The following is a 23597-nucleotide window of genomic DNA, read 5'->3' as shown; positions in this document are numbered from 1 at the left end:
AGGTATGATACCAGCACCACAGGATTGTCACGAATCGATTATACAACTGAGAAATATATCATTTTCCTACCGGGAGCAGCAGGTCATCAAAGATCTTGATTTTGCCGTCAAAGAACGCGATTTTGTCGGAATTGTGGGTTCCAACGGAGCGGGGAAAACGACCTTACTGCGAATGATCGTGGGTTTATTGCCAGCGACTGAGGGCAGTGTTGAATTATTCGGTCAGAAGGTACGTAAGTTCAGGGATTGGGAGCGAATTGGCTATGTTCCGCAGAAGAACGCCTTTAATCCACTGTTCCCAGCAACAGTGCGTGAAGTCATTATGTCAGGACTTTATTACCGAAAAAATATGTTCCGCCGCATCAGCAAAGAGCAGCAGCAGAAATGTGATGATGCACTTGAAGTCATGCGTATACAAGATATAGCACACAAACGGATTGGTCAGCTTTCAGGTGGACAGCAGCAACGTGTCTTTCTTGCGAGAGCGCTAATTAACCGTCCGGATTTACTCATTTTGGATGAGCCTACGAAAGGAATCGATTCGGAGACACAAGCAAGTTTTTTTGAATTGATCACCCATATGCACGCACATCACAATATGACCTTTTTGATGGTGACACATGATCTGGATATGGTAAATGGCTATTTAGGCACTTCGCCAGTGCAGCAGAATGGGAAAATTCAATTTTTTGTACGTCACTCACATGATATTGAAAATTGTACAAAACAAGATCTGCAACACTCACTCGTTTAATAAAATAAGATGATGTAAAGCTAAAGCTGCGAAGGAGACGTTTTCATTGCTTGATATAATACAAAGTGATTTTTTTCAGCGGGCACTCCTCGGCGGTATTCTCATCGGTGTTACAGCGCCGCTGATTGGTATCTTTTTGGTGCTGCGAAGATTGTCCATGATTGGGGATACACTCTCTCATGTAACGATTGCCGGTGTGGCTCTCGGTTTTCTTATTGAAGTATATCCGCTGGCTGCGGGACTTGTATTTGCCGTGCTAGCTTCATTCGCGATAGAGAAGCTTAGGAAAGCTTATAAAAGTTATGCCGAACTATCGATCGCCATTATCATGTCCGGCGGGGTTGCACTGGCATCTCTCTTTTTCACATTAGGAATGGGTTATAATACCGATGTAATGAGTTATTTATTTGGAAGCATCTATACACTTGATACGACAGATCTATATATGGTAGGCGGAGTTACAGTAATCGTTATCGTTGTTGTGAGCTTGTTCTTCAAAGAGTTCTTTCTGCTTAGCTTTGAGGAAGATGCAGCAAGTGTGAGTGGTTTACCAGTTAAACTGATGAATATGCTGATCACTGTGCTGACAGCGCTTGTGGTGAGTACCGCGATTAAGATTGTAGGCGCCCTGCTTGTATCAGCCCTGTTAACGATTCCAGTGGCGATTAGCTTGCTTGTGGCAAGAAGCTTTAAATCCTCTATGATTCTCTCGGTTATCATTTCTGAGATTGCTGTTATAGGAGGTCTTATACTGGCAGGAGGGTTCAACTTAGCACCGGGAGCGACTATTGTTTTGCTATTAATTGCTTTACTTGTAGTAACGTTGCTTGGTAAAAAGGGTTTTACAACATAAAGGGGGAGAAGATTGGCTGATATTAATGTCGGTATTGCGTTCGCCGCGGGTCTGGCTTCTTTTATATCTCCATGCTGTCTGCCGTTATACCCGTCTTACTTGTCTATTATTACAGGAATGTCTGTTAATGAACTCAAGACAGAACAGAACCGGAAGGAGGTGCGCACGCGTACACTTACGCATACGCTTGCGTTCATCCTTGGGTTCTCTGCTGTTTATTATTCACTTGGCTGGGGAGCTGGCATATTTGGTGAAATATTTATAGAATACCAGGATTTAATTAGACAGCTTTCTGCTCTTTTAATCATTTTAATGGGTTTAATGCTTGTAGGAATTTTTCAACCAAGATTTCTAATGAAAGACCGGAAATTTGATTTCAAATCAAAACCGACAGGATACATAGGCACATTTTTGTTTGGCATAGGATTTGCTGCAGGTTGGTCACCTTGTGTTGGCCCAATTCTTATGGCTATTATAGCGCTTGCCGCTACTGAACCAGGAACATGGTTCCCTTTAATCACATCATATTCTTTAGGCTTTGCCGTTCCATTCTTCGTACTTGCATTCTTCATCGGCTCTACTCGCTGGATCTTGAAATATTCAAGTGTTTTAATGAAAATTGGTGGCGTGCTTATGATTATTATGGGAATTCTGCTCTTCACGAATCAAATGTTCAAAATCACAATTTGGCTGCAGTCATTGACTCCAGATTGGTTGAAATTTTAAGTAAAGTAATCAATCTTAGCTTTAGGAAAATGTTCAAAAATCCGCTCTGTAATGAATTCACGCAGGGCGGTTTGTTGTTCTTGGGGATATACATATTTATATTGACCCCAGCGGCCCCATTTCTGTTTTCGCTTTGCAATATCCATCTCCAGCTTAGATTTCGGATATCTTTGTTCAATTAGATTTTTGGCTGTTTTGGTGAAACGGTGTTGAATCATCTCAAATGTTAAACCATCTGTTGCATCTTTCGGCAGTTTCATTGCCAGCCGCTCTAGAAGCTCAGCATAGCCCTTTTCCCAGCCGTCATACCATATAATTGGAGCTATGATGAATCCTAGTGGATATCCAGCGTGAGCGATCTTAGCAGCGGCTTCAATGCGTTCATCGAATCGGGAAGTGGCTGGTTCAAATTGACGTATAACATAGTCAGCATTGATGCTGAATCGAATTCTTGTATGATTGTTATGCTTAAGGTCAAGCAAAGGGCCAACATGATGAAACTTAGTGACGAATCTTAATCGGCCGAACTCTTCACCTGCCATGAATGTAATCAATTCTTGAAGGGAGTGGGTAATGTGCTCAAGCCCTACAGGATCCGAAGTACAAGCCGCTTCAAATGTTGTTATTTCAGGTGCTCGTTCCTCGATATATTGTTTAGCTGTGCGAAGAATATCTTCCGTATTAACATAAACACGAATGTAAGGTTTTGCCCCGAGTGTTGTCTGTAAGTAACAATAATGGCAATGTCCCATGCAACCTGTTGAAATGGGAATGGCATAGTCTGCTGAAGGCTTTGATTGATCGAATTTTAATGTTTTTCGCACACCCACAACAAGAGTTCGCTTTGCAATCCGGTATTTTTCTTGCTCGGTTTCACCTGGGAGATTTGTAATACGATTGTGGGATGTCGTCATACGATGCTCAATCCCTCTTGCTTTAACAAACTCCATAATTTCTTTACCTTTTGGATACTCTAAAGCTCCTGGTTCAAAATAAACAAGGTCTGGAATAAAAGCTTTAGTACTCTTTAAAGAGCGAGCAGGGCGTTCGATTGTTTTTACCGTCACGGCAAGCCATCCTTTCAACTCAGAGGTACATTTAGTCTGCTCACGCATAAGAGGTTCAACACGTGCCAATTATTCGAAGGAATCGGGCCAGGACTTGCCAAGTACTCTCTGAAACATGTATCATAACATGTGCAGGTAATAAGGTTTTTTAGTAAGACGTAATTTTTAGAAAAGAGGGAAAAAGATGCCGACACCCAGTATGGAGGATTATTTGGAGCGCATCTACAAGCTGATCGACGAGAAGGGATATGCGCGCGTTTCGGATATTGCCGAAGGCTTGGAAGTACATCCCTCATCCGTCACGAAAATGATTCAGAAGCTTGATAAAGATGAATATTTGATTTACGAGAAATACCGTGGTCTCGTGCTTACGAGTAAAGGTAAGAAGATGGGCAAGCGGTTAATGGCACGACATCAGCTTCTGGAAGAGTTCCTCGGATTAATTGGTGTTCTTGAAGAGAATATTTACAAGGACGTTGAAGGAATCGAGCATCATTTAAGCTGGGATTCCATTACTCGAATTGAAACGCTCGTTGAATTTTTCAAGCGAGATGAAAATCGCATTCAGGAATTACGTGACATTCATAATGAATTAGTCAGCGAATCTTAACAGGGCATCTGTCCGCTGGTGACAGATGCTTTTTTGCTTTTGTATGTTTACCTGCAAATCTATCAATGCTGGAGGATATGTGGAATGAAGTTTCGTAGATGGTTGCTTTTGTTGTTCATATCAGTACTATGTCTCCCGTCCTTTGCCCCCCCTGCCCAGGCCAAAAGCCCAGAGATTAGCATTATTCTGGATGGACAAAAATTAAACAGCGATATTTCACCATACATATTGTCCAAGGTAAACGTGACGATGGTCCCTACCCGTGTAATAAGTGAGGGACTCGGGGCATCGGTTCATTGGAATCAAAAAGAAAAAACCGTAACGGTTTCGAAAGATGGCTCAAAACTTGCAATGACTTCTGGGCGAAGCACTGCTCTAGTCAATGGCATTTCTATTCCTTTGGATGCCTCTGTTCAGATCAAAAATGGCAGAGTGATGGTGCCTCTTCGGTTTATTAGTGAAAATCTTGGTTTGACGGTAAACTGGAATCAGGCTGCACAGCAAATTACGCTAACTAGTGTACAGATTATTCCTCCACTAGAGCCTGAGAATCCACCTGTTCACAATGACAATAAGGTGCGTGGCGCATGGATCTCTACTGTATTTAATCTGGATTGGCCAACGACCAAGAACAACATGCTGAAGCAGCAACAAGAGTATACAGCGCTACTTGATAAGCTACAGGATACCGGGATTAATGCTGTGTTCGTTCAAGTTCGTCCTGCTGGGGATGCGTTATATCCATCAGCATTAGTTCCGTGGTCTAAGGTGCTTACGGGTAAGCAAGGTGTAGACCCCGGATATGATCCATTAGCATTCATGGTAGAGGAAACCCACCGAAGAGGAATGGAGTTTCACGCTTGGTTCAATCCATTCCGAGCGAACTCCGATTTATCAACGGCTACACTAGCTCCTAATCATGTTGCTCTGTTATACCCTGAATGGATGATTAAGGTTAACAACCAATTGATGATCAATCCTGGTATCCCAGAAGCTCGTCAACACATCATTGATACAATTATGGAAGTTGTAAATGGGTATGACATTGATGGAATACATCTGGATGACTATTTCTATCCTTCAAATACAACGATTAATGATTCAGCCGCTTATAAATTGTATAATATCGGAAAATACAAGAACGTGGGGGACTGGCGCAGAGCGAACATTAACACATTTGTGCAGATGCTTGGAGAACGTATCCACCTAGCAAAACCGAATGTTGAGTTCGGTATTAGTCCATTCGGTGTATGGCGGAATAAGTCGGTGGATCCGAGTGGGTCAGATACAACTGCTGGAGTGACGGCTTACGATAGTATGTATGCTGATGTACGGGCATGGATTCAGAACGGATGGATAGACTATGTGGCACCACAGATCTATTGGAGCATGAACTATGCGCCAGCGGATTATGACAAGCTTGTAGACTGGTGGGTAAAAGAAGTCAGTGGTACCACAGTAGATCTGTTAATCGGTCACGCTGCGTATAAGGTTGGAGATCTCACTCAAGAGAAGAGTTGGCAAAATGCATCTGAGATTATCGCTCAATTAAAGTATAATGAACAATACAGCGAAATTGGTGGAAGTATCTTTTTTAGAGCTAAAAACTTAATAAACAATCCTCTAGGCTTACTTGATCAATTGAAATTATATTATCAATCCTAAACCGCAAGTCCTAGAGGAATGAATGATCCCCTGCTTACATACATAGTCAGTAGACCATGTGAGCGGGGGATTTATTTATGCACATCAATGCCGTATTTGAAGGTGGAGGAGTCAAAGGAATCTCACTAGCAGGAGCTGTGAAAGCAGCAGAATTGGCTGGTGTACATTTCAGTAGAGTGGCTGGCACATCATCAGGATCTATAATTGCGGCAGTTCTTGCAGCAGGCTATACGGCAGATGAAATGAAAAAGATTATCGAAGAGACACCGTTTCAATCTTTGCTGAAGCGAGCACCAATCTTTAATGCTCGGGTGGTTGGGCCTGCACTTCGAGTGTTGATTAAGAAAGGTCTATACTCTGGGGAGGCGCTTGAGAATTGGGTTCGTCAAATATTACTGGATAAAGGAATCTTTACTTTCTCTGATATTCCTGCCGGAAAGCTGCATATAGTGGCCTCGGATATTACCAATAGCAAGCTGCTCGTCCTTCCGGATGATCTTCGGCAATATGGAATTAATCCACTTACATTTCCAGTCGCGAAGGCAGTGCGAATGAGCTGTAGTATTCCTTATTTTTTTGACCCTGTCATATTACGTTTAATCGGTGCACCCGCCCGAGGCAAATCCTTCAGTGAGCAGTTTGTTTACATTGTGGATGGTGGATTGCTTAGTAACTTTCCTCTGTGGCTATTTGATCGACACTCCAAAGAAGGACCAAGCTCGCTTCCTGTTGTTGGGTTTCAAATGGTGGGGAAGAATAAGAACGAACCTCATCAGATTGATGGTGCGTTTAGTATGTTGACAGCGATGGTTGAAACCATGTTGTCTGCTCATGATGAACGATATATTGAGCAGCACAACCGGGAACGTACGATTAAGATTCCTACGCTTGGTATCAGTACAACTCATTTCAATTTGACATTAGAGGAGAGTATGAGCCTATATGAATCGGGATTGTCAGCCGGGAAAGCATTCTTTTCTTCTTGGAAGCCAGATTGTGGTCATTAGTTATTTAATCTTCGAAAAAAAACCGCCCAAGTAAGCGCTAAGCGCTGACTGGACGGTTTTTTTAATGATATTTTGGCAAGTCATCAGACGAGTCATTCTTTCCTTTTTGACCGTCGATCACTTGAAATGGATATTGCTTACGTTTGGTTGGTGAGCTGCTTTTACGAATGCCATTAGGCTTCGCTGCCATTTTTGCTGCGGTTCTCTTTGAAGGTTTTACTTTAGGCCGTTTCGCTGTGCGATAACGAGTTGGTGGGAACTTATACAGCAGGAATACGATGCCAATAACGGCCAGCGGAATCAAAAAAACAGGAGAGAACAAGTTTCTCACAATTCCTAATACAGCTAGTGCAATCATAATCCAAAATACAATGTATTGAATTCTCAGCCTTTTCATGGCTTACTCATCCTTTCGCGGGATCCAAAACACTTCCTGCCAGAGGCTGTTGAACTGATACCTTTTCATATTGAGCATCCAGTTCACGCATCCGATTGAAGGAGGCAATGGATACTTCCACTTGATCATCGCTTGGTTCTTTTGTTGTCAAGAGTTGAAGCCAAAGTCCAGGATAACCCAAGTATCGGAGTACAGGCACTTCTCTAAGTGAATTCGTAAGCTTCAAGAACTCAAAGGATATGCCTAGCACAACCGGCAGAAGAGCAATCCTCTGGATGATCCGCTCTGTCATGGTATCCCAAGGAACGACAGAGTAAATCACGACGCCAAGAACAATGGTGAGCATCATAAAACTGCTTCCGCAGCGGTAATGAAGGCGAGTGTACTTTTGCACATTCTTAACGGTTAGCTCTTCGCCAGCTTCAAATGCTGATATTACTTTATGCTCCGCACCATGGTATTGGAATAGACGCTTGATGACAGGCGTAAGGGAAATCCCCCATAGATAAACCAAGAGTAAGATCAGTTTAATGACGCCTTCCACTAGATTATGAAGAACATAATGATCAAATGAGTCACCGAACAAAAAATCTTCTACAAATACAGGAACAAGTGTGAACAATAGCTTACCAAATATGAAAGATAATACGCTGACTGCCGCAACGCCAATAATCATGCTTAGACTCCAGCCGGACTCTTCCTTTTCTTTCTGCTGCGCACGTTCCTCTGGTTCAAGAGTATCATCAGCATAGGCATCTGCCGAAAAATTCAGATGTTTGGAGCCCTTAATACTCGAATCTATAAGGCTGACGATGCCGCGAAGAAGCGGAATTTTACGTAATTTACGAATCCAGGACTTGTCTTCACGCGGCACCTCTAGAAACTTAATTTCGTGGTTTTTTCTCCGTACAGCTGTAACGTTGACATGCTTTCCGCCGAACATAACGCCTTCAATAACAGCTTGACCACCGTAGCTAACCGGAGCTGATTTTTGGGACAACCATTTCACCTTCCTGTCTAATAGTAAGAACTTTAATCCTATTGTATCGAATTTTTGAAGTAATTTCTAGTTGGATTAGGCTTTCAAGAACGGAGCATAATAATGACATAAGAAGAAGCTTCTAAATTTAACATGGAATCTAATACCACTGAGAGGAGCTCTGGTAAGTATGAGTCAATCACATAAACAATCACAGAGAATCCATACCAATCGATTTTTCTTCGCTTTGGAGCTAGGATTCTACGCTGGATTTATCTGGGGAGGTATCCGTTGGATTTTTTATGCATTCCACTTTACCTCCATACTTCCTGGTTTTTTGTTAGAGCCGTTTTTTAAACATTCTTTTCTAGAGAGCACGGCAGGGCAAGTAGCTGGCTGGCTATCTTTTATTGCATTGTCTATCATTGCGTCGTTGTTATATGTGTATGTATTCCGCAGAGCTAAAGGGCCTTGGCCTGGGATTGCTTATGGAGTTGTATGGTGGGTTGTGCTTATGATTGTGATCGCACCGTTGCTGAATATGAGTTCGCCTATGAAACAACTATCTTGGGATACTCACATATCCGAAGCTTGCTTGTTTTTGCTGTGGGGATTGTTTATTGGCTATACAACAGCAGAGGAATACACGGATGAGAAAACACGCGAACCAGAAGAAGCATTGAGCTGATGCAAAAAAACTTCTCAAGAAGATACCGCCTATGGTAAAATAGCATTTGGTTATTTGACGAAAAGGTGGGGAACCCCATGAAATCCATATGGGTGATTAACGGACCGAACTTGAACTTGCTAGGCATCCGTGAGCCGGGGATCTATGGTTCGCTTAGCCTGCAGGGTATTGAAGATCGTTTACGCAAGGTGGCAGACAATGCCGGAATTGAAATTACCTTCTTTCAATCGAATCATGAGGGTGCCATTATTGATCGGATTCACGAGGCCATGGGACAGGCAGATGGGATTTTATTAAATCCTGGTGCACTAACTCATTACAGCTATGCGGTTCGCGATGCGATAAGCTCTGTGAAAGTTCCTACTGTTGAAGTGCATCTTTCTAACATTCATGCTAGAGAAGCTTTCCGTCATACCTCGGTCATTGCGCCGGTGTGTGTGGGTCAGATCTCTGGGTTTAGTGCTACTAGTTATGAGCTAGGTATACATGCACTTTTGGATGTATTGGAGCAGCCGAATTCGTAAAGTAATGTTTTGTTTTGAACGGGAGAGGAGACTGAAGTAAATGGCTAACAAACGGGTTGAACAATTGCGTGTAAAGTTACAGGAACAAGGCCTGTCGGCAATGCTAGTAGCAAGTCCGATCAACCGACGCTATTTGACCGGCTTTACTGGGTCAGCTGGGTATGTACTCATTACTCGCGATCAATCTTACCTCCTGACTGATTTTCGTTACATGACGCAGGCTCCGGAGCAAGCGATTGGTTATCAAGTCGTTGAGCATGGACCTAAATTGATGGACACGGTAAAAGAACTACTAGCATCTGAGGGAATTACGTCCCTTGGATTTGAGCAAGAGCATGTTACATATGCGGTGTTTACCAGCTATACGGAACAGCTTAAGCCGGTAAGTCTAGTGCCGGTTTCAGGTCTTGTAGAACAACTTCGTATATTTAAGGATCATGAGGAACTGCAAGTGATGCAGCGTGCTGCTGACCTCGCAGATGCAACCTTCAGTCATCTCTTAAATATTGTGGGTACAGGTAAGACCGAACGGGAAATCGATCTTCAGATGGAAATGTTCATGCGCAGTCACGGCGCGACTTCGTCTTCGTTTGATACGATTGTTGCATCTGGTGAGCGTTCAGCCTTGCCTCATGGTGTAGCTAGTGAACGAGTCATCCAAGGCAATGAATTTATCACATTTGATTTCGGTGCTCTTCTGGACGGATATTGCTCGGATCTAACAAGAACTATTGCCATCGGTACACCTGATCCGAAATTAAAGGAAATCTATGATATTGTTCTTGAAGCTCAACTGCATGCGCTCGATCATATCAAACCTGGTATGACTGGACGCGAAGCTGATGCGTTGTGCCGCGATATCATAACGAAGTATGGATACGGCGAGTACTTTGGCCACAGCACAGGTCACGGTCTTGGTATGGAGGTTCACGAATCTCCTAGATTATCTAAGGCTAGCGACGATGTGCTTAAGCCTGGTATGGTTGTTACAGTTGAGCCAGGTATTTATTTGCCAGGGCTTGGCGGAGTTCGCATTGAGGATGATATTGTGATTACCGAAACGGGTATTCATATTTTGACAAGCTCAAGCAAAAAGTACACCGTTCTTTAGAAACAACTTGTAAAGACATCAATGAACTTATTTTAGGAGGGAATCGAATGATTTCAGTCAACGATTTTAAAACAGGATTAACCGTAGAAGTGGATGGAGATATATTTACCGTTTTGGATTTCCAGCACGTTAAACCAGGTAAGGGTGCTGCGTTTGTTCGTTCCAAATTGAAGAACCTTCGTAACGGTAATACCGTAGAGAAAACATTCCGTGCTGGTGAAACCATTGGTCGTGCACAGATTGAGAACCGTGGAGTTCAATATCTGTATGCTAGTGGTCAAGAGCATGTATTCATGGATAACGAAACTTATGATCAGTTCAGCTTGACTAGCGAGCAGCTGGAGTGGGAACTGAACTTCTTGAAAGAGAACATGAACGTTAACATCATCAGCTATCAAGGGGAGATCCTTGGGATCAACCTGCCTAACAGCGTTGAATTGAAAGTTGTAGAAACAGAGCCAGGCGTTAAAGGAAATACGGCTCAAGGTGCTACAAAAACAGCTAAAGTTGAAACTGGACTGAACGTACAAGTTCCTCTCTTTATTAATGAAGAGGATGTTCTTCTGGTCGATACTCGTGAAGGTAAATATATTTCCCGCGCGTAATCTGCTTAGGAAATGCTAAGGAACTGCCTCAACAGTTGAAATTAACTGTTGAGGCAGTTTTTTTGTGGACTTTTTTTCCAATATAGTTATAAAAATAGTTATAATGCATGATATCTATATGTTTTTTGTCGAATTTTCAGATGTTATCTGAAAATTCTTGACGCAACCAAGCATTTTCGTATTATACTGTTTTAAAGCGAGAAACCAAAAGATACATAATTGAATAACTAGTGGGGAGTGAAGGAAGCGTTGTCACTGTATGTCATGAAATTCGGAGGCAGTTCTGTAGGAGATACGGAACGGATGCAGCGCGTCGCCCGAAGAATCGTTGAGAAGCAAGATGAAGGTCACCAATGTGTAGTTGTTGTATCGGCAATGGGAGATACAACGGATGATTTAATCGACCAATCTAAAGTATTGAATCCAAATCCTCCGGCTCGTGAGATGGATATGTTAATGACAACAGGTGAACAGATTTCGATGTCCCTGCTGTCGATGGCTATTCATGGATTAGGACGTGAGGCGGTATCATATACGGGTTGGCAGGCTGGTTTCCGTACGGAGCCGGTGCATGGCAAAGCTAGAATCACTGATATCTCTCCAATTCGTGTGAACAATGCGCTTGATGAGGGGAAAATTGTCATCGTTGCAGGTTTTCAAGGGATGTCAGACGATGGCGAGATCACAACACTCGGTCGTGGCGGCTCCGATACCACAGCTGTTGCACTCGCGGCAGCTATTAATGCAGACGTATGTGAAATCTATACGGATGTGGATGGTATCTATTCGACAGATCCACGTGTAGTGAAATGTGCGCGTAAGCTGAAAGAGATTTCCTATGATGAAATGCTGGAGCTTGCGAATCTTGGTGCTGCTGTTTTGCATCCTCGTGCTGTAGAGTATGCGAAGCATAACCAAGTTAAGCTTGTTGTTAGATCCAGCTTTAATTATAACGAGGGTACGGTTGTTAAGGAGGAAGCAAGCATGGAACAAGGTGTAGTTGTAAGTGGTATTGCTTACGATAAGAACGTTGCGAGAATCAGTATTTTGGGAGTAGGCGATTATCCGGGTGTCTTGGCTAAGATGTTCGGAGAACTAGCTAAAGAAGGCATTGATGTAGATATTATCGTTCAAAGTGGTGTAATGAATGGTGAGGCTGATTTCTCCTTTACCGTGTCTCTCAGCGATCGTGAGCGTGCACTTTCTGTCATTCATGGTATTCGTAATGATCTTCCTTTCCGTGATGTGACATCAGAGGATAACTTGGTGAAAGTATCCATCGTTGGTGCTGGTATGGTCAGCCACCCTGGTGTAGCTGCACAAATGTTTGAAGTGATCTCGAAAGAAGATGTCAGTATCAAGATGGTTAGTACATCTGAAATTAAAGTGTCTTGTGTCATTGAAGGGTCCAACCTGCAAAAAGTTGTTCAAGCTCTTCACACAGCTTACGGTCTGGATACAGATCAACAGGCAATGGTTGGTGGACCACAAGATCGTAGATAAACAACATAAACTATCGTTAAATCCTGGTCTTTCATAGGCCAGGATTTTTTGCGTTCTTTTTCTATGAGAATTAAAAAAAGTAGAGATAAATCAAGAGAGGGATGCATATTTTATCACATCACGTAAAAAAGGAGGTTTCAGCATGTTGGACAAGTTTGTAGCCGGGATGGCGTCACTTCGGATCTTCTCTGGTAGTTTAGAGATCATAGCTGCGCTAATCATGCTCAGGCTTAATCAAGTCGACAAGGCGCTTGCGGTTAATTCAGCATTGGCTTTTACAGGTCCTCTTATTCTGATCTTGACAACAACAATAGGTCTTGTAGGCATGGCTGATAAATTGTCTTGGGGAAAGATAGGCTGGGTATTGTGCGGCGTCGCATTTCTTTTATACGGGATATTAAAAAAATGATAGATTCGCTGCATAAATTCGGAGTACAAGCATACATATGTGAATAAGAAGTACTTCAAGAAAAGGACAGCTTGGGGGAAATTGAAATGACAATGAATTGGTTGGAGCTGTTTCCCGAAAACGTAAAACGGCTTCTGCTACATCTGCCGAAAGGTGTTCTTGAAAGGTTGGAAGAAGTTCGGATTCGTGAGGACCGTCCGCTAGAAATAAATGCAGGAGGCAAATTTCACTTCGTGAGTCCTGACGGAGAGCTGACTCAAAGGCCTCAAGAAGCGTACAAGCCGAGCCGGGAAGATGGTCACAGACTGCTGGATCTGATAAGTAATCACTCTCTCTACACGATGGAAGAAGAACTCAGAAAAGGATTCATCACAATACCTGGGGGACATCGGATCGGTCTGACTGGACGAACCGTGCTTAGTGGTGGAAGAGTTGAACACATCCGGGATATCAGCGGGTTTAATGTCAGAATTGCTAAAGAGATAAGAGGAGCAGCAGACGAGATATTACCATACCTGCTTGATATCAAGCGGAAAAGATTGTTCCACACACTCATCATGTCACCACCTCAACATGGAAAGACAACTCTTGTTCGTGACTTGGCAAGGCAGGTTAGCTCAGGGTTATGGGGAAGATCGAACGTTCACTGGCCAGGGCTAAAGGTTGGGATTGTTGATGAGCGTTCTGAAATTGCTGGCTGCAAGCGCGGTGTACCTGGGTTTGATGTTGGTCCGAGAACGGACGTGCTAGACGGTTGTCCGAAAGCAGAAGGCATGATGATGATGCTGCGTTCGATGTCTCCAGATGTCTTAATTGTGGACGAGATTGGCAGACCAGAGGATGCAGAAGCTGTCATAGAGGCACTTCATGCTGGAATCAGTGTCATTGCAACAGCTCACGGCTCCTCTCTCCAGGATATGAGGGGACGGCCTGCACTGGCTGCTCTAGTGGATAACCGGATGTTTGAAATGTATGCCGTGCTTATACGTGCTGGAGATGAGAGATCATTTAGACTTCACGATAGTGGACAGCGTACACTGCAGACAACAAGGGGTAGTCGATTGGATGGTGATGCATTTGCTTAAATTGATCGGGGCGGCGATTGTGCTAGTCGCTGGAACATTAGCAGGATTCTTTCAAGCCCAGCAGTTTGCGGCAAGACCCAGACAGATTCGTGAACTCATCTTAGCTCTACAGAGATTAGAGACAGAGATAAGCTACGGATTCACTCCGTTACCCGAAGCACTTCAGAGAATTGGAAACGGTCTGCGTGAGCCGCTAAAATCATTATTTACAGCTGCAGCGAGGTATATGAGTCCTGAATATGGTCTATCTGCTCAAGATAGCATACGAAGAGCATTAGATGCTTATTGGAGACGAACTAGCATGAAATCCGCCGAACGGGATGCGTTGGAGCAGCTAAGTGGTGTACTTGGCACCAGCGACCGGCAGGATCAAATGAAGCATATTGCACTCACCGCTAGCCAGCTCAAACATGAGGAAGCTGCGGCTAGAGAGGACCAAGCGAAGTATGAAAAAATGAGCAAAAGCTTGGGACTGCTTGTTGGAGCGTTGATCGTCATTTTGATCTTTTAGCGAGGTGCCAAGGAATGAATATAGAAGTGAATGCCATTTTCCAGATTGCAGGCATCGGCATCATCATTGCGATGATCCATACTGTGCTGAAACAAATGGGAAAAGAGGATATGGCTCACTGGGTTACGCTCATCGGGTTTGTTGTTGTCCTGTTTATGGTTGTGCGGCTGCTGGATGATTTACTCCAGGAAATAAAAACGATTTTCCTCTTTCAGTAGGTGGACTATGGAAATCATCCAAGTCGTAGGTTTTGGCTTATTAGCCACCATACTCATACTGGTTGTTAAGGAACAGAAACCACTTTTCGCCTTTCTCATCGCAGTAGCGGCAAGTGTAATGATCTTTTTGTTCCTTGTTGGGAAGATTGGGAATGTCATTCAGATGCTGGAGAACCTTGCAGAGAGCTCCGGTGTGCAGATGATTTACCTGAAAACGGTACTGAAAATAATAGGGATAGCTTACATTGCCGAAATGGGGGCACAGGTCGTAAGAGATGCTGGACAAGAATCCATTGCCTCCAAAATTGAAATGGCGGGAAAAGTACTGATTCTTGTTCTCGCTGTGCCGATCATCAGCATCATTATCGAAACGGTTTTGGAGCTCCTGCCGGCTTGAGAAAGCGGGGGATGACATGAATGAGCGACTGCATAATTGCAGGAGGCCCCTAATCAGAATACTGCTGGCCCTGTTTGTACTTTTGATAACTGGTTTAGGCTGTTATACGGTCAGTGCAGATTCACCTGCTGATCAATTTATTGAAGAGCAGACGAAAGTGCTTCCCACAAGTCAGGTTGAGCAGTATTGGGATCAGTTGATGAAGGACTACGGAGGTTTTTTTCCAGAAGGTAGGACCCCTGCACTGATGGATATGCTGCTTCCAGGGGGCGATGGATTAGGCTTTAAGAGCGTTCTGTCCGCAATTGGTAAGTTTATGTGGCATGAGGTGCTCTATAACGGCAAGCTGCTAGCTACCATTGTGATGCTAAGTATCATGAGTCTCATCTTAGAAAATTTACAGACAGCCTTCGAAAAAAGCACGATTAGTCAAGTGGCTTACACGATCTGCTACATGGTCGTCCTTGTTATAGCAGTCAACAGCTTTAACATTGCGATCGGATATGCACGAGAAGCGATCGACAGGATGATTGATTTTATGATGGCGATGTTGCCATTGTTGTTCGCGCTGCTCGCCTCTATGGGGAATATTGTTACTGTTTCAGTAACCCACCCTCTTATCATATTTATGGTTCATACCGTAGGGACGTTAATCAGTACAATCGTGTTCCCGTTGTTATTCTTCTCGGCATTGCTTCACTTAGTAAGTTCACTGTCCGAGAAGTACAAGCTGACACAACTTGGAAATCTGCTGAGGGGCATCGGAATGGGAGTGCTTGGGGTTCTGCTAACCGTGTTTCTTGGCGTCATATCTGTACAAGGCATCACGAGCTCGGTAACAGATGGTGTGACGATTCGGACAGCCAAGTATGTGACGGGGAATTTTGTCCCGGTTGTAGGTAAAATGTTCGCAGATGCGACAGACACCGTTATCTCCGCATCACTGCTTGTGAAGAATTCGATTGGACTTGCCGGAGTCATTATCATTTTATTCCTTTGTGCCTTTCCAGCCATCAAAATACTCACCTTGGCGCTCATTTACAACCTTGCTGGAGCGGTCATGCAGCCACTAGGAGACTCTCCAATTGTCACTTGCTTGCAAACGATTGGTAAGACGATGCTATTCGTATTTGCAGCTTTGGCAGCGGTCAGCATGATGTTCTTCCTAGCCATTACAATCATTTTAACAGCCGCAAATGTCACGGTTATGATGAGGTAGCGATGACTGAAAGGAGGAGATCGTAAGTGGAGTGGCTTGGCGAATGGTTAAAAAGCGTGATTATGATCGTCTTGTTCGCTGCCTTCGTCGATCTCATCCTTCCAGGAAAGTCAATGCAGCGCTATGCAAGATTAGTGCTGAGCATGCTGATCCTCCTGGCCCTGCTTCGTCCGGTCATCAATTTGCTGACCGTTTCTCCTGAGAAGCAGCTTGCATATGAGCTTGAGCGATTGGATAAAGGGAGAGATCTTCCTAAGGAAGCGGAGCTTGAGTATATTTTAGCCGAGGCCGAGAAGCTCAAGAACGTACAACAGAGCCAAAGTCTACAATGGGCTGGAGAAGAGGTTGCTAGGCAGATGAAGGATCAAATAGCTGCAGAGACGAAAGAGCAGGTTGGTGAGGTGAAAGTCGTTCTAGCCGCACCTAGTGAAGCTACGGGCAGTGCAGTTATCACATCTGTTCTAGTGAGCCTTAGAGAAACAGAAGACCCGAGTATTAATGCAGATACGACAACGAGAGACGAATCTAAAGGTGTAAAGCCGATTGATGCGGTTCGGGTAACTGTGGAGATGAACTCGAGTAGTTCCAAGAACGACAAAGCCAGGACGGAAGATTCCATAGAAGCAAACAAAGTCATGGAAGCGAGAGCGGGTCCAGTAAGGGATCTTTTAAGCAGTCGCTGGAATTTGAATCCTGATCAAATAGAGGTACAAACTTTAGGGAGTGACCCAAATACCAAATTATAACGGGGGTGATGAGGTTGGGGAAGTGGCTGAAGAAGGTTGAGCATTGGCTTGGTGGTGGTGCTGGCGGAATCAAGAGAATGCAAACATTCCGTTGGTTAATTATTTTAGGATTGGTTGGCGTAGCCATCATGCTGTTTAACTCCTTCGTTCATGTAAAGAAGCTTGATAATGAGAACATTGGCCGTGAACCGCCAGATACAGCAATGACAACGTCTGTCCAGTCACCTGCTGGAAACGGAGTCAGTGAGTTTGGGACGATCGAGCAGGAATTCGAAGAAAGAACGAAATCCATGCTTGAACAGATTGTTGGGGTTGGCGATGTGCATGTCATGGTGACAGTGGAATCGACAGAAGAGATTGTGGTGCAGCGCGATGTGAAAGACACCCAGGAACTTACGGAGGAAAACGATGCTAATGGCGGAAAGCGACATGTAACAAGCTACACTCGAGACGGAAGAATCGTTACTTATGATTCTGCAGGGGATCAGACACCTATCGTTACGAAAAAAGTAAAACCGCAAGTGCGCGGTGTGATGGTAGTCGCCAAAGGGGCAGAGAATGAGACAGTTCGCAATCTAATTATTGACGCTGTCCAAAGAGGTCTCAACGTTCCAAGCTACAAGATATCCGTTGTTCCTAGGAAGCAGGAATAGAATATCAATAGCGAGCCGATCGTTATTCATGCGTTTATTTAAAGGAGGAAGTATTCTAAATGAATAACAAAAGACAAACAATTTGGTTAGTTTCGATGTTAAGCCTAATGGTCATTCTCTCCGCGTATTACCTGTTTACTGACGACTCTGGTAAAGCGACGCCACCTGTTGCGGATAGTACACAAGCGAGCAACCAAAAGTCAGGAACAACTACAAGTACAATGGATGAACTGGTATTGAATGAAGTTACACCTGAGGGTATGGTGGGAGATTCCGGCGCAAGTGAAGTAACGGATAGTGTGGCAAATGATGAAGGCAAGAAGGATTCAAGTGAAGGCAAGAAAGATCAAACAACGAATGAAAAAGAAAACGAAAAAACGACAGAACCAAAAGAATCAAAAGAATCAAAAGAACCTAAAGGTGATGCAAAAGCAGGTGAATCAACAGGCGCTGAGGATACAGCCAAGACTGAAGAAGATATCCTTGGGGAAGTAGCTGCACAAGCGAATTCAGCAGGTAGCAAGATTGAAGCTTATCAGCTCGATCGTGCGAATAAAAATATGAAGTTGTATGATGAGTTGATGACAAAGCTTGGAAATCAAGAGAACACTGCGGAAGAGACAGCTCAAGTGACAGAACAATTGAAAACTTTGGAAGAAAGAGAGCAAATCCTTCTAAGTCTTGAAGAAGAGCTGCAACAACAATACGAAAAAGCAGTGGTAAAAGAAGAAAATAATAGATATAACGTTGTTGTTCTAGGTGATCAATTAGATGCCAAAGGAGCAGCTGTCATCGTAAATAAAGTGATGAGCGAATTGAAGGTTAGCCAAGATAAAGTAAGTGTGCAAATCGTTAAACAATAACATTTGAGAGCGTGTAAAGAGGATACTGTCTCCCTTCAGCCTTCAATATGAATGAGTCCGGGGAAACTCTGGACTCTTTCCATTTCTTTGGATTGTGATATAATACTCTAAGCTATTGACTGACTGTCCGAAGTAGGGCTTCTAAGAAAGTGAAGGAGTGAGAGTCTAACATGTTTAAATTAAGCGAGATTAAGGAACTGATTAAGCTAGTGGATCAAACCACTGTACAAGAATTAGAAATTGAAAGTGAAGGTACACGTTTATCCATCAAGAAACCTGGTACACCAGAGGTGGTTAGCTTCCAGCAAGCTCCACAAGCGGTTATACCTGCACCTCAGGTTCAATATCAGGCTGCCCAGCCGATTGCTACAGGAAATCAGCCAGAGACGGCTAGCAATGCTGCACCAGCTGCGGATGCATCAAGTTCACTACATAAAATTGTATCTCCGATGGTAGGAACTTTTTATCGTTCTCCATCTCCTGAAGCTGCTTCTTTTGTAAGCTCTGGTGATAAAGTGGATGAAAAAACAACGGTTTGCATTATCGAAGCTATGAAGCTTATGAATGAGCTTGAGGCGGAGATCAAGGGAGAAATCGTGGAAGTTCTAGCCCAAAATGGGCAATTAGTCGAATTCGGACAGCCTCTTTTCTTGGTGAGACCGGATTGATTTCCATACTCGCAGAGAATCAGAGCTAACTTGAGTCCGAAGGAGGTTACTTGCATGACATTTCAAAAAGTGCTAATCGCGAACCGTGGAGAAATCGCCGTTCGTATAATCAGAGCTTGCCATGAGCTTGGCATATCTACAGTAGCAGTTTATTCGGAGCCAGACCGTGAATCTCTTCATGTTCGCCTTGCGGATGAAGCTTATTGCATTGGTCCAACTCTATCGAAAGACAGCTACTTGAACTTTACTAATATTATGAGTGTTGCAACCTTAACTGAATGTGATGCAATTCACCCAGGATACGGATTTCTCGCAGAAAATGCAGATTTCGCTGAAATTTGTGAATCATGCAACATTACTTTTATCGGACCTTCCGCAGATGCGATAACGCGCATGGGCGACAAAGCCGTAGCTAAGCAGACGATGAAAGACGCAGGAGTTCCGGTTATTCCGGGATCTGACGGGCTTGTTGAGGATTTAAATGACGCGATTATCGTTGCGCAAGAAATAGGATATCCTATAATTATCAAAGCTACCGCAGGTGGTGGAGGTAAAGGAATACGGATCGCTGAAGATGAGGAATCACTCGTTAAACAGATTACAGCTGCCCAGCAGGAAGCACAGAAGTCTTTCGGTAATGCAGGAGTATATCTGGAGAAATTTTTAACTGGCATGAAGCATGTTGAAATTCAGATCATTGCTGACAAGCACGGGAATGCTGTTCATTTAGGCGAGCGTGATTGTTCAGTACAGCGTCGTCGCCAGAAGCTTGTTGAGGAAGCACCATGCCCGGTGTTGACTGAAGAAGTACGTGAGCGCATGGGAGCGGCGGCTGTTCGCGCAGCTGAAGCGGTTAATTATTCCGGCGCGGGTACGCTTGAATTTTTGCTAGGTCCTGATGGACAGTTCTACTTCATGGAGATGAATACTAGGATCCAAGTTGAACACCCAGTAACTGAGATGGTTACCGGTGTTGATCTCATTAAAGAAATGATATCGGTAGCAGAAGGTCATCCATTGTCCTTTACACAAGAAGAGGTCGTTATTAACGGATGGTCGATCGAATGTCGAATTAATGCCGAGAATCCAGATAAGGGCTTTATGCCTGCACCGGGAACGATTCAATTTTATCTGCCTCCAGGTGGTCCGGGCGTTCGTGTTGATAGTGCGGCTTATCCGGGATATACAATTTCTCCGTATTATGATTCCATGATCGCGAAGCTAATCGTGTGGGCTCCAACTCGTGAGGAAGCGATTTCCAAAATGAAACGTGCCCTAATGGAGTTTGATATTGAGGGAATTTATACAACGATACCATTCCATCAGAAGCTAATGAATCATCCTACTTTTTTGAAGGGTGACTTCGACATTAAGTTTCTAGAAGAAAATGAGATTTAATATGTCTTTTATCGTTTGTCATTAGCATGGGCAGATGATATAGTAAGTTTAATAATAAGAAGCGCATGCCTTGTATCGTCCTATGCATCCGCAAACTTATTTTGAAAGGTGTGTTGAGACATGGTAGATTCTTTACCGACAGAATTTGATCGTACGGATATTGGTCAGATTCAAATCGCTCCGGAAGTTATTGAAGTTATTGCAGGGCTTGCGACGGTTGAAGTTCGGGGCGTTGCTGGAATGAGCGGTGGATTTGCTGGCGGGATCGTTGAATTATTAGGACGTAAGAACTTGTCCAAAGGCGTTACCGTTGAAGTAGGCCAGCGCGAAGCGGCTGTAGATGTATCGGTTATTGTGGAATACGGCCACCGTCTTCCTGAAGTAGCTGGTGAAATTCAGCGTAACGTGAAACGCTCAATTGAGAATATGACAGGACTTACGGTTGTGGAAGTCAACGTACATATTCATGACGTTCATTTCGTAAAGGCTGCCGAGAAGAACGAAGAGATTGATATGATTCAGCGAGTGAAATAAAGCTATACCTTAGCCCCCGACAGATATGTCGAGGGTTTAATCTAATTTTAAGGAGGCTGTGCTGTTCGTGGCTAAAATAGTGGACAGACTTTTGCTGTTTATTTACAGCTTAAGTATCGGCGTGATTTCTGTAGTTGCCATCCTCCTCTTGAGCGGCGCTATACCTTATGAATTAACGTTTGCCCAAGAGCAGCGTTTCTTCTTAATAGCTATTATTGTGGCTGCTGTCCTGTTTCTGATCAGTATTCGTTTCTTCTATATCTCAATTCGCCGCGACCGTACAGTTACGAATTCGATCGATCAGCGAACTGAATTCGGAGATATCCAAATTTCGGTAGAGACAATAGAGAATCTGTGTCTTAAGGCTGCCTCAAGAGTACGTGGGGTAAAGGATCTAAAATCTCGTATCAAGGTATCCCAATCAGGGTTAGAGATTGCTATTCGTGCTGTGGTAGATGGTGAGGAATCTATTCCGACCTTGACTACGGACGTCCAGAAGCAGGTACATGACTTCGTTGAGGATACGACAGGAATTCCTGTTTCAAGTGTATCCGTATATATTGCTAACGTGGTACAGGCACCGAGCTTCAAGAGCAGAGTGGAATAGAGGTGAGTTTCCCAAAATGCCATGGAAACAAGTGTGGGAGAGTCACGGCGGACGTATATTTGGTGTTATAAGCGGCATTATATGCGGTGTGATTTATTTATTATCAGGTTTTTGGGATATGCTGTTCTTTGCATTAGTGGTATTTATCGGTTATACCTTCGGTAAACGAAGGGACTTACAGCAGGGCTCCCTGTTTCATTGGCAGGAGTGGGGGCGCTGGCTGTTTGAGCGTTGGCGGCCGTTTAAATGAACCCTGTGATATGCTTTCTCCGGAAAAATGCCGAGACATGCTGTATCTCGCCCGTTTTTGCGGAGAGAGCCGCTCACAGGTTTTTTTTTGCCGTAAATTATTACTCTTTGATCATACTAAACACAAAATGGATTTCAGACAGGATCCACAGGAGGAACATAATGAAAAGACGTGTACTAAGAGAAATTGCAGTTCAATGTTTGTACCAAATGGAGATGAACGAGGTGGACAGCGCAGAAGCTGTATCTATGCTTCTCTCTGAAGCTGCGGAGGAGAACGAAACCGAACGAGTGATTGGTGACGAAGCTAAAGTTAAAGAAATAGTACTTGAGCTTGTTAATGGTTCCTGGGCGGCTAAAGAAGACATTGACGCGGTGTTGACACATTATTTGAAAGGCTGGCAGGTTAGTCGTTTGTCTCGTGTAGACCGTCAAATCCTGCGTCTCGCTGCTTATGAGTTGGCGTTCCGTGAAGATGTTCCAGGAAAGGTAGCTGTTAACGAGGCGATTGAACTTGCTAAACATTTTGGTACAGATGAATCCGGTAAATTCGTTAATGGTGTTCTTGGACGCATGCTTCAGGAAGTGGACGATGTGAAAGCTAAGCTTAAGAAAGCTTAGGATAGATATCTTAACTTTTATGGATTCAATTCAAGTGTAACCATTACTTTCGGCTTAAGGGAGAGGTTGAAATGACAGCAGAAATCATCAGCGGCAAAATGGTATCAGAAGAAATTCGGGGAACGATTTCACAAGAAGTTCAAGAGCTTTTGAGCAAAGGGGTTCGTCCAGGTTTAGCGGTGGTATTAGTCGGTGAAGATCCTGCTTCTCATGTTTATGTGCGTAACAAGGAGAAAGCTTGTCATGATCTCGGTTTTTACTCGGAAGTACATCGTTTGCCTGAAACTGCAAGCCAAGAGGAAATTTTGATACTTGTGGACAAGCTTAACGCTCAAGAAAATATTCATGGGATTCTCGTTCAGCTGCCACTACCTAAACATATTGATGAAAAAGCAGTGATAAATGCGATATCAGTTGAAAAAGATGTGGATGGTTTTCATCCGATTAATGTAGGTAACCTTGTAATTGGTGATGACAGCTTACTCCCGTGTACTCCTGCAGGTGTTATTGAACTTATCAAACGAACAGGTATAGAGATGTCTGGGAAACATGCAGTTGTGATCGGACGTTCCAATATTGTAGGTAAGCCGGTTTCACTGCTCCTTCAAAGAGAGAATGCCACGGTAACGATGTGTCATTCCCGGACGGCCAACATGGATGAGATTGCTCGTATGGCTGATATTCTAGTCGTTGCAATCGGCAGAGCCAAGATGATTGATGCAAGTTATGTTAAACCTGGAGCTGTCGTGATTGATGTCGGTATGAATCGTCTAGAAAACGGTAAGCTTGCTGGAGATGTGGATTATGACAGTGCGAGGGAAGTAGCGGGCTATATCACGCCTGTCCCAGGCGGTGTAGGGCCGATGACAATTACGATGCTGATGCAGAATACACTGCTGGCTGCTAAGCGTCTGAATGGACTCGTCTAAG

The 23597-nt window shown here is 43.8% G+C and carries 30 protein-coding genes; 27 read left to right on the top strand and 3 right to left on the bottom strand.

Features of this window, described 5'->3' with window-relative positions; all coding sequences use genetic code 11:
* Positions 1 to 4: 4 nt before the first annotated feature.
* Genes AC3WJJ_RS05495 through AC3WJJ_RS05485 form a run of 3 tightly spaced genes read left to right on the top strand, consistent with a single transcriptional unit; the run spans position 5 to position 2333 of the window.
* Positions 5 to 754 carry a metal ABC transporter ATP-binding protein gene (locus tag AC3WJJ_RS05495; RefSeq protein ID WP_492538665.1) on the top strand — a complete coding sequence of 250 codons (750 nt, stop codon included), beginning with the start codon at positions 5 to 7 and terminating at the stop codon, positions 752 to 754.
* Between the two features lie 46 nt (positions 755 to 800).
* Positions 801 to 1607, top strand: coding sequence for a metal ABC transporter permease (locus AC3WJJ_RS05490; protein WP_492538663.1), 807 nt, complete (start codon positions 801 to 803; stop codon positions 1605 to 1607).
* Positions 1608 to 1619: 12 nt separating this feature from the next.
* Positions 1620 to 2333 carry a cytochrome c biogenesis CcdA family protein gene (locus tag AC3WJJ_RS05485; RefSeq protein ID WP_422660689.1) on the top strand — a complete coding sequence of 238 codons (714 nt, stop codon included), beginning with the start codon at positions 1620 to 1622 and terminating at the stop codon, positions 2331 to 2333.
* Here AC3WJJ_RS05485 and splB read toward each other — a convergent pair.
* A complete protein-coding gene (gene splB / locus AC3WJJ_RS05480; protein WP_492539596.1) occupies positions 2330 to 3448 on the bottom strand; it encodes a spore photoproduct lyase in 1119 nt (372 codons plus the stop codon). The genes AC3WJJ_RS05485 and splB overlap by 4 nt on opposite strands.
* Before the next feature lie 136 nt (positions 3449 to 3584).
* Between splB and mntR the strand changes: the two genes are divergently transcribed.
* The 3 genes from mntR (at position 3585) to AC3WJJ_RS05465 (ending at position 6682) form a co-directional block, all read left to right on the top strand.
* A complete protein-coding gene (gene mntR / locus AC3WJJ_RS05475; protein ID WP_422660691.1) occupies positions 3585 to 4010 on the top strand; it encodes a transcriptional regulator MntR in 426 nt (141 codons plus the stop codon).
* Between the two features lie 84 nt (positions 4011 to 4094).
* The gene (locus tag AC3WJJ_RS05470; RefSeq protein WP_492538660.1) at positions 4095 to 5675 is read left to right on the top strand and encodes a family 10 glycosylhydrolase; all 1581 of its coding nucleotides are present in this window, start codon (positions 4095 to 4097) and stop codon (positions 5673 to 5675) included.
* A 77-nt stretch (positions 5676 to 5752) separates the two neighbouring features.
* Positions 5753 to 6682 carry a patatin-like phospholipase family protein gene (locus AC3WJJ_RS05465; RefSeq protein ID WP_492538658.1) on the top strand — a complete coding sequence of 310 codons (930 nt, stop codon included), beginning with the start codon at positions 5753 to 5755 and terminating at the stop codon, positions 6680 to 6682.
* 61 nt (positions 6683 to 6743) lie between these two features.
* Here the strand turns inward: AC3WJJ_RS05465 and AC3WJJ_RS05460 are convergent, their stop codons facing one another.
* Entirely contained in the window at positions 6744 to 7079 is a 336-nt protein-coding gene (locus AC3WJJ_RS05460) for a hypothetical protein (protein ID WP_422660694.1), read from the bottom strand.
* Positions 7080 to 7086: 7 nt separating this feature from the next.
* On the bottom strand, positions 7087 to 8079 hold the full coding sequence (locus tag AC3WJJ_RS05455; RefSeq protein WP_492538655.1) for a DUF1385 domain-containing protein: 993 nt from the start codon (positions 8077 to 8079) through the stop codon (positions 7087 to 7089).
* A 169-nt stretch (positions 8080 to 8248) separates the two neighbouring features.
* On the opposite strand from AC3WJJ_RS05455, the gene AC3WJJ_RS05450 reads away from it, so the two are divergent.
* The 21 genes from AC3WJJ_RS05450 to folD all read left to right on the top strand — a co-directional run bounded on the left by AC3WJJ_RS05450 (position 8249) and on the right by folD (position 23596).
* On the top strand, positions 8249 to 8746 hold the full coding sequence (locus tag AC3WJJ_RS05450) for a YqhR family membrane protein (RefSeq protein WP_492538653.1): 498 nt from the start codon (positions 8249 to 8251) through the stop codon (positions 8744 to 8746).
* Between the two features lie 77 nt (positions 8747 to 8823).
* Positions 8824 to 9270, top strand: coding sequence for a type II 3-dehydroquinate dehydratase (gene aroQ / locus AC3WJJ_RS05445; protein WP_492538651.1), 447 nt, complete (start codon positions 8824 to 8826; stop codon positions 9268 to 9270).
* Between the two features lie 40 nt (positions 9271 to 9310).
* Positions 9311 to 10381 carry a M24 family metallopeptidase gene (locus AC3WJJ_RS05440; protein WP_492538649.1) on the top strand — a complete coding sequence of 357 codons (1071 nt, stop codon included), beginning with the start codon at positions 9311 to 9313 and terminating at the stop codon, positions 10379 to 10381.
* A gap of 47 nt (positions 10382 to 10428) precedes the next feature.
* Positions 10429 to 10986 carry an elongation factor P gene (gene efp, locus AC3WJJ_RS05435; RefSeq protein WP_422660699.1) on the top strand — a complete coding sequence of 186 codons (558 nt, stop codon included), beginning with the start codon at positions 10429 to 10431 and terminating at the stop codon, positions 10984 to 10986.
* A 249-nt stretch (positions 10987 to 11235) separates the two neighbouring features.
* Positions 11236 to 12489 carry an aspartate kinase gene (locus AC3WJJ_RS05430; protein ID WP_492538646.1) on the top strand — a complete coding sequence of 418 codons (1254 nt, stop codon included), beginning with the start codon at positions 11236 to 11238 and terminating at the stop codon, positions 12487 to 12489.
* 142 nt (positions 12490 to 12631) lie between these two features.
* A complete protein-coding gene (locus tag AC3WJJ_RS05425) occupies positions 12632 to 12898 on the top strand; it encodes a YqhV family protein (RefSeq protein WP_422660700.1) in 267 nt (88 codons plus the stop codon).
* Positions 12899 to 12984: 86 nt separating this feature from the next.
* Positions 12985 to 13983: a stage III sporulation protein AA gene (gene spoIIIAA / locus AC3WJJ_RS05420; RefSeq protein WP_492538644.1), complete on the top strand. Its 999-nt coding sequence runs from the start codon at positions 12985 to 12987 to the stop codon at positions 13981 to 13983.
* Positions 13976 to 14494: a stage III sporulation protein SpoIIIAB gene (gene spoIIIAB / locus AC3WJJ_RS05415; RefSeq protein WP_422661426.1), complete on the top strand. Its 519-nt coding sequence runs from the start codon at positions 13976 to 13978 to the stop codon at positions 14492 to 14494. The genes spoIIIAA and spoIIIAB overlap by 8 nt, the downstream gene beginning before the upstream one ends.
* A gap of 14 nt (positions 14495 to 14508) precedes the next feature.
* On the top strand, positions 14509 to 14712 hold the full coding sequence (gene spoIIIAC, locus AC3WJJ_RS05410; protein WP_046680216.1) for a stage III sporulation protein AC: 204 nt from the start codon (positions 14509 to 14511) through the stop codon (positions 14710 to 14712).
* A gap of 7 nt (positions 14713 to 14719) precedes the next feature.
* Positions 14720 to 15109 (top strand): stage III sporulation protein AD, encoded by a 390-nt coding sequence (gene spoIIIAD, locus AC3WJJ_RS05405; protein ID WP_492538642.1) that lies wholly within the window; start codon positions 14720 to 14722, stop codon positions 15107 to 15109.
* A 16-nt stretch (positions 15110 to 15125) separates the two neighbouring features.
* A complete protein-coding gene (spoIIIAE, locus tag AC3WJJ_RS05400) occupies positions 15126 to 16328 on the top strand; it encodes a stage III sporulation protein AE (RefSeq protein WP_492538640.1) in 1203 nt (400 codons plus the stop codon).
* A 26-nt stretch (positions 16329 to 16354) separates the two neighbouring features.
* Complete coding sequence (gene spoIIIAF, locus AC3WJJ_RS05395; RefSeq protein WP_492538638.1) at positions 16355 to 17074, top strand: stage III sporulation protein AF; 720 nt, start codon at positions 16355 to 16357, stop codon at positions 17072 to 17074.
* A 14-nt stretch (positions 17075 to 17088) separates the two neighbouring features.
* The gene (gene spoIIIAG / locus AC3WJJ_RS05390) at positions 17089 to 17727 is read left to right on the top strand and encodes a stage III sporulation protein AG (protein ID WP_492538636.1); all 639 of its coding nucleotides are present in this window, start codon (positions 17089 to 17091) and stop codon (positions 17725 to 17727) included.
* A gap of 59 nt (positions 17728 to 17786) precedes the next feature.
* Entirely contained in the window at positions 17787 to 18590 is an 804-nt protein-coding gene (locus AC3WJJ_RS05385) for a SpoIIIAH-like family protein (protein WP_492538634.1), read from the top strand.
* Between the two features lie 170 nt (positions 18591 to 18760).
* Complete coding sequence (accB, locus tag AC3WJJ_RS05380; protein WP_422660707.1) at positions 18761 to 19258, top strand: acetyl-CoA carboxylase biotin carboxyl carrier protein; 498 nt, start codon at positions 18761 to 18763, stop codon at positions 19256 to 19258.
* Between the two features lie 54 nt (positions 19259 to 19312).
* Complete coding sequence (gene accC / locus AC3WJJ_RS05375; protein WP_422660708.1) at positions 19313 to 20656, top strand: acetyl-CoA carboxylase biotin carboxylase subunit; 1344 nt, start codon at positions 19313 to 19315, stop codon at positions 20654 to 20656.
* A 120-nt stretch (positions 20657 to 20776) separates the two neighbouring features.
* Positions 20777 to 21190, top strand: coding sequence for an Asp23/Gls24 family envelope stress response protein (locus AC3WJJ_RS05370; protein WP_422660709.1), 414 nt, complete (start codon positions 20777 to 20779; stop codon positions 21188 to 21190).
* A 67-nt stretch (positions 21191 to 21257) separates the two neighbouring features.
* Complete coding sequence (gene amaP / locus AC3WJJ_RS05365; RefSeq protein WP_422660710.1) at positions 21258 to 21797, top strand: alkaline shock response membrane anchor protein AmaP; 540 nt, start codon at positions 21258 to 21260, stop codon at positions 21795 to 21797.
* Positions 21798 to 21813: 16 nt separating this feature from the next.
* Positions 21814 to 22047: a DUF2273 domain-containing protein gene (locus tag AC3WJJ_RS05360; protein ID WP_422660711.1), complete on the top strand. Its 234-nt coding sequence runs from the start codon at positions 21814 to 21816 to the stop codon at positions 22045 to 22047.
* Positions 22048 to 22208: 161 nt separating this feature from the next.
* Positions 22209 to 22667, top strand: a complete 459-nt coding sequence (gene nusB, locus AC3WJJ_RS05355) for a transcription antitermination factor NusB (RefSeq protein ID WP_492538630.1) — start codon at positions 22209 to 22211, stop codon at positions 22665 to 22667.
* 71 nt (positions 22668 to 22738) lie between these two features.
* Positions 22739 to 23596: a bifunctional methylenetetrahydrofolate dehydrogenase/methenyltetrahydrofolate cyclohydrolase FolD gene (folD, locus tag AC3WJJ_RS05350; protein WP_492538628.1), complete on the top strand. Its 858-nt coding sequence runs from the start codon at positions 22739 to 22741 to the stop codon at positions 23594 to 23596.
* The last annotated feature ends 1 nt before the right edge of the window (position 23597 follow it).

The sequence above is a fragment of the Paenibacillus sp. FW507-14B1B genome, assembly GCF_058781425.1.
Note: the sequence above shows the minus strand (reverse complement) of the source record. Positions and strands in the feature narration are given on the sequence as shown.

Excerpts from the sequence above, each read along its gene's own strand:
- AC3WJJ_RS05495 (WP_492538665.1), top strand. The coding sequence starts at position 5 with ATGATACCAGCACCACAGGATTGTCACGAATCGATTATACAACTGAGA.
- splB (WP_492539596.1), bottom strand. The coding sequence starts at position 3,448 with ATGCGTGAGCAGACTAAATGTACCTCTGAGTTGAAAGGATGGCTTGCC.
- mntR (WP_422660691.1), top strand. The coding sequence starts at position 3,585 with ATGCCGACACCCAGTATGGAGGATTATTTGGAGCGCATCTACAAGCTG.
- AC3WJJ_RS05470 (WP_492538660.1), top strand. The coding sequence starts at position 4,095 with ATGAAGTTTCGTAGATGGTTGCTTTTGTTGTTCATATCAGTACTATGT.
- AC3WJJ_RS05465 (WP_492538658.1), top strand. The coding sequence starts at position 5,753 with ATGCACATCAATGCCGTATTTGAAGGTGGAGGAGTCAAAGGAATCTCA.
- AC3WJJ_RS05460 (WP_422660694.1), bottom strand. The coding sequence starts at position 7,079 with ATGAAAAGGCTGAGAATTCAATACATTGTATTTTGGATTATGATTGCA.
- AC3WJJ_RS05450 (WP_492538653.1), top strand. The coding sequence starts at position 8,249 with ATGAGTCAATCACATAAACAATCACAGAGAATCCATACCAATCGATTT.
- aroQ (WP_492538651.1), top strand. The coding sequence starts at position 8,824 with ATGAAATCCATATGGGTGATTAACGGACCGAACTTGAACTTGCTAGGC.
- AC3WJJ_RS05440 (WP_492538649.1), top strand. The coding sequence starts at position 9,311 with ATGGCTAACAAACGGGTTGAACAATTGCGTGTAAAGTTACAGGAACAA.
- efp (WP_422660699.1), top strand. The coding sequence starts at position 10,429 with ATGATTTCAGTCAACGATTTTAAAACAGGATTAACCGTAGAAGTGGAT.
- AC3WJJ_RS05425 (WP_422660700.1), top strand. The coding sequence starts at position 12,632 with ATGTTGGACAAGTTTGTAGCCGGGATGGCGTCACTTCGGATCTTCTCT.
- spoIIIAA (WP_492538644.1), top strand. The coding sequence starts at position 12,985 with ATGACAATGAATTGGTTGGAGCTGTTTCCCGAAAACGTAAAACGGCTT.
- spoIIIAC (WP_046680216.1), top strand. The coding sequence starts at position 14,509 with ATGAATATAGAAGTGAATGCCATTTTCCAGATTGCAGGCATCGGCATC.
- spoIIIAD (WP_492538642.1), top strand. The coding sequence starts at position 14,720 with ATGGAAATCATCCAAGTCGTAGGTTTTGGCTTATTAGCCACCATACTC.
- spoIIIAE (WP_492538640.1), top strand. The coding sequence starts at position 15,126 with ATGAATGAGCGACTGCATAATTGCAGGAGGCCCCTAATCAGAATACTG.
- AC3WJJ_RS05385 (WP_492538634.1), top strand. The coding sequence starts at position 17,787 with ATGAATAACAAAAGACAAACAATTTGGTTAGTTTCGATGTTAAGCCTA.
- accB (WP_422660707.1), top strand. The coding sequence starts at position 18,761 with ATGTTTAAATTAAGCGAGATTAAGGAACTGATTAAGCTAGTGGATCAA.
- accC (WP_422660708.1), top strand. The coding sequence starts at position 19,313 with ATGACATTTCAAAAAGTGCTAATCGCGAACCGTGGAGAAATCGCCGTT.
- AC3WJJ_RS05370 (WP_422660709.1), top strand. The coding sequence starts at position 20,777 with ATGGTAGATTCTTTACCGACAGAATTTGATCGTACGGATATTGGTCAG.
- AC3WJJ_RS05360 (WP_422660711.1), top strand. The coding sequence starts at position 21,814 with ATGCCATGGAAACAAGTGTGGGAGAGTCACGGCGGACGTATATTTGGT.
- nusB (WP_492538630.1), top strand. The coding sequence starts at position 22,209 with ATGAAAAGACGTGTACTAAGAGAAATTGCAGTTCAATGTTTGTACCAA.
- folD (WP_492538628.1), top strand. The coding sequence starts at position 22,739 with ATGACAGCAGAAATCATCAGCGGCAAAATGGTATCAGAAGAAATTCGG.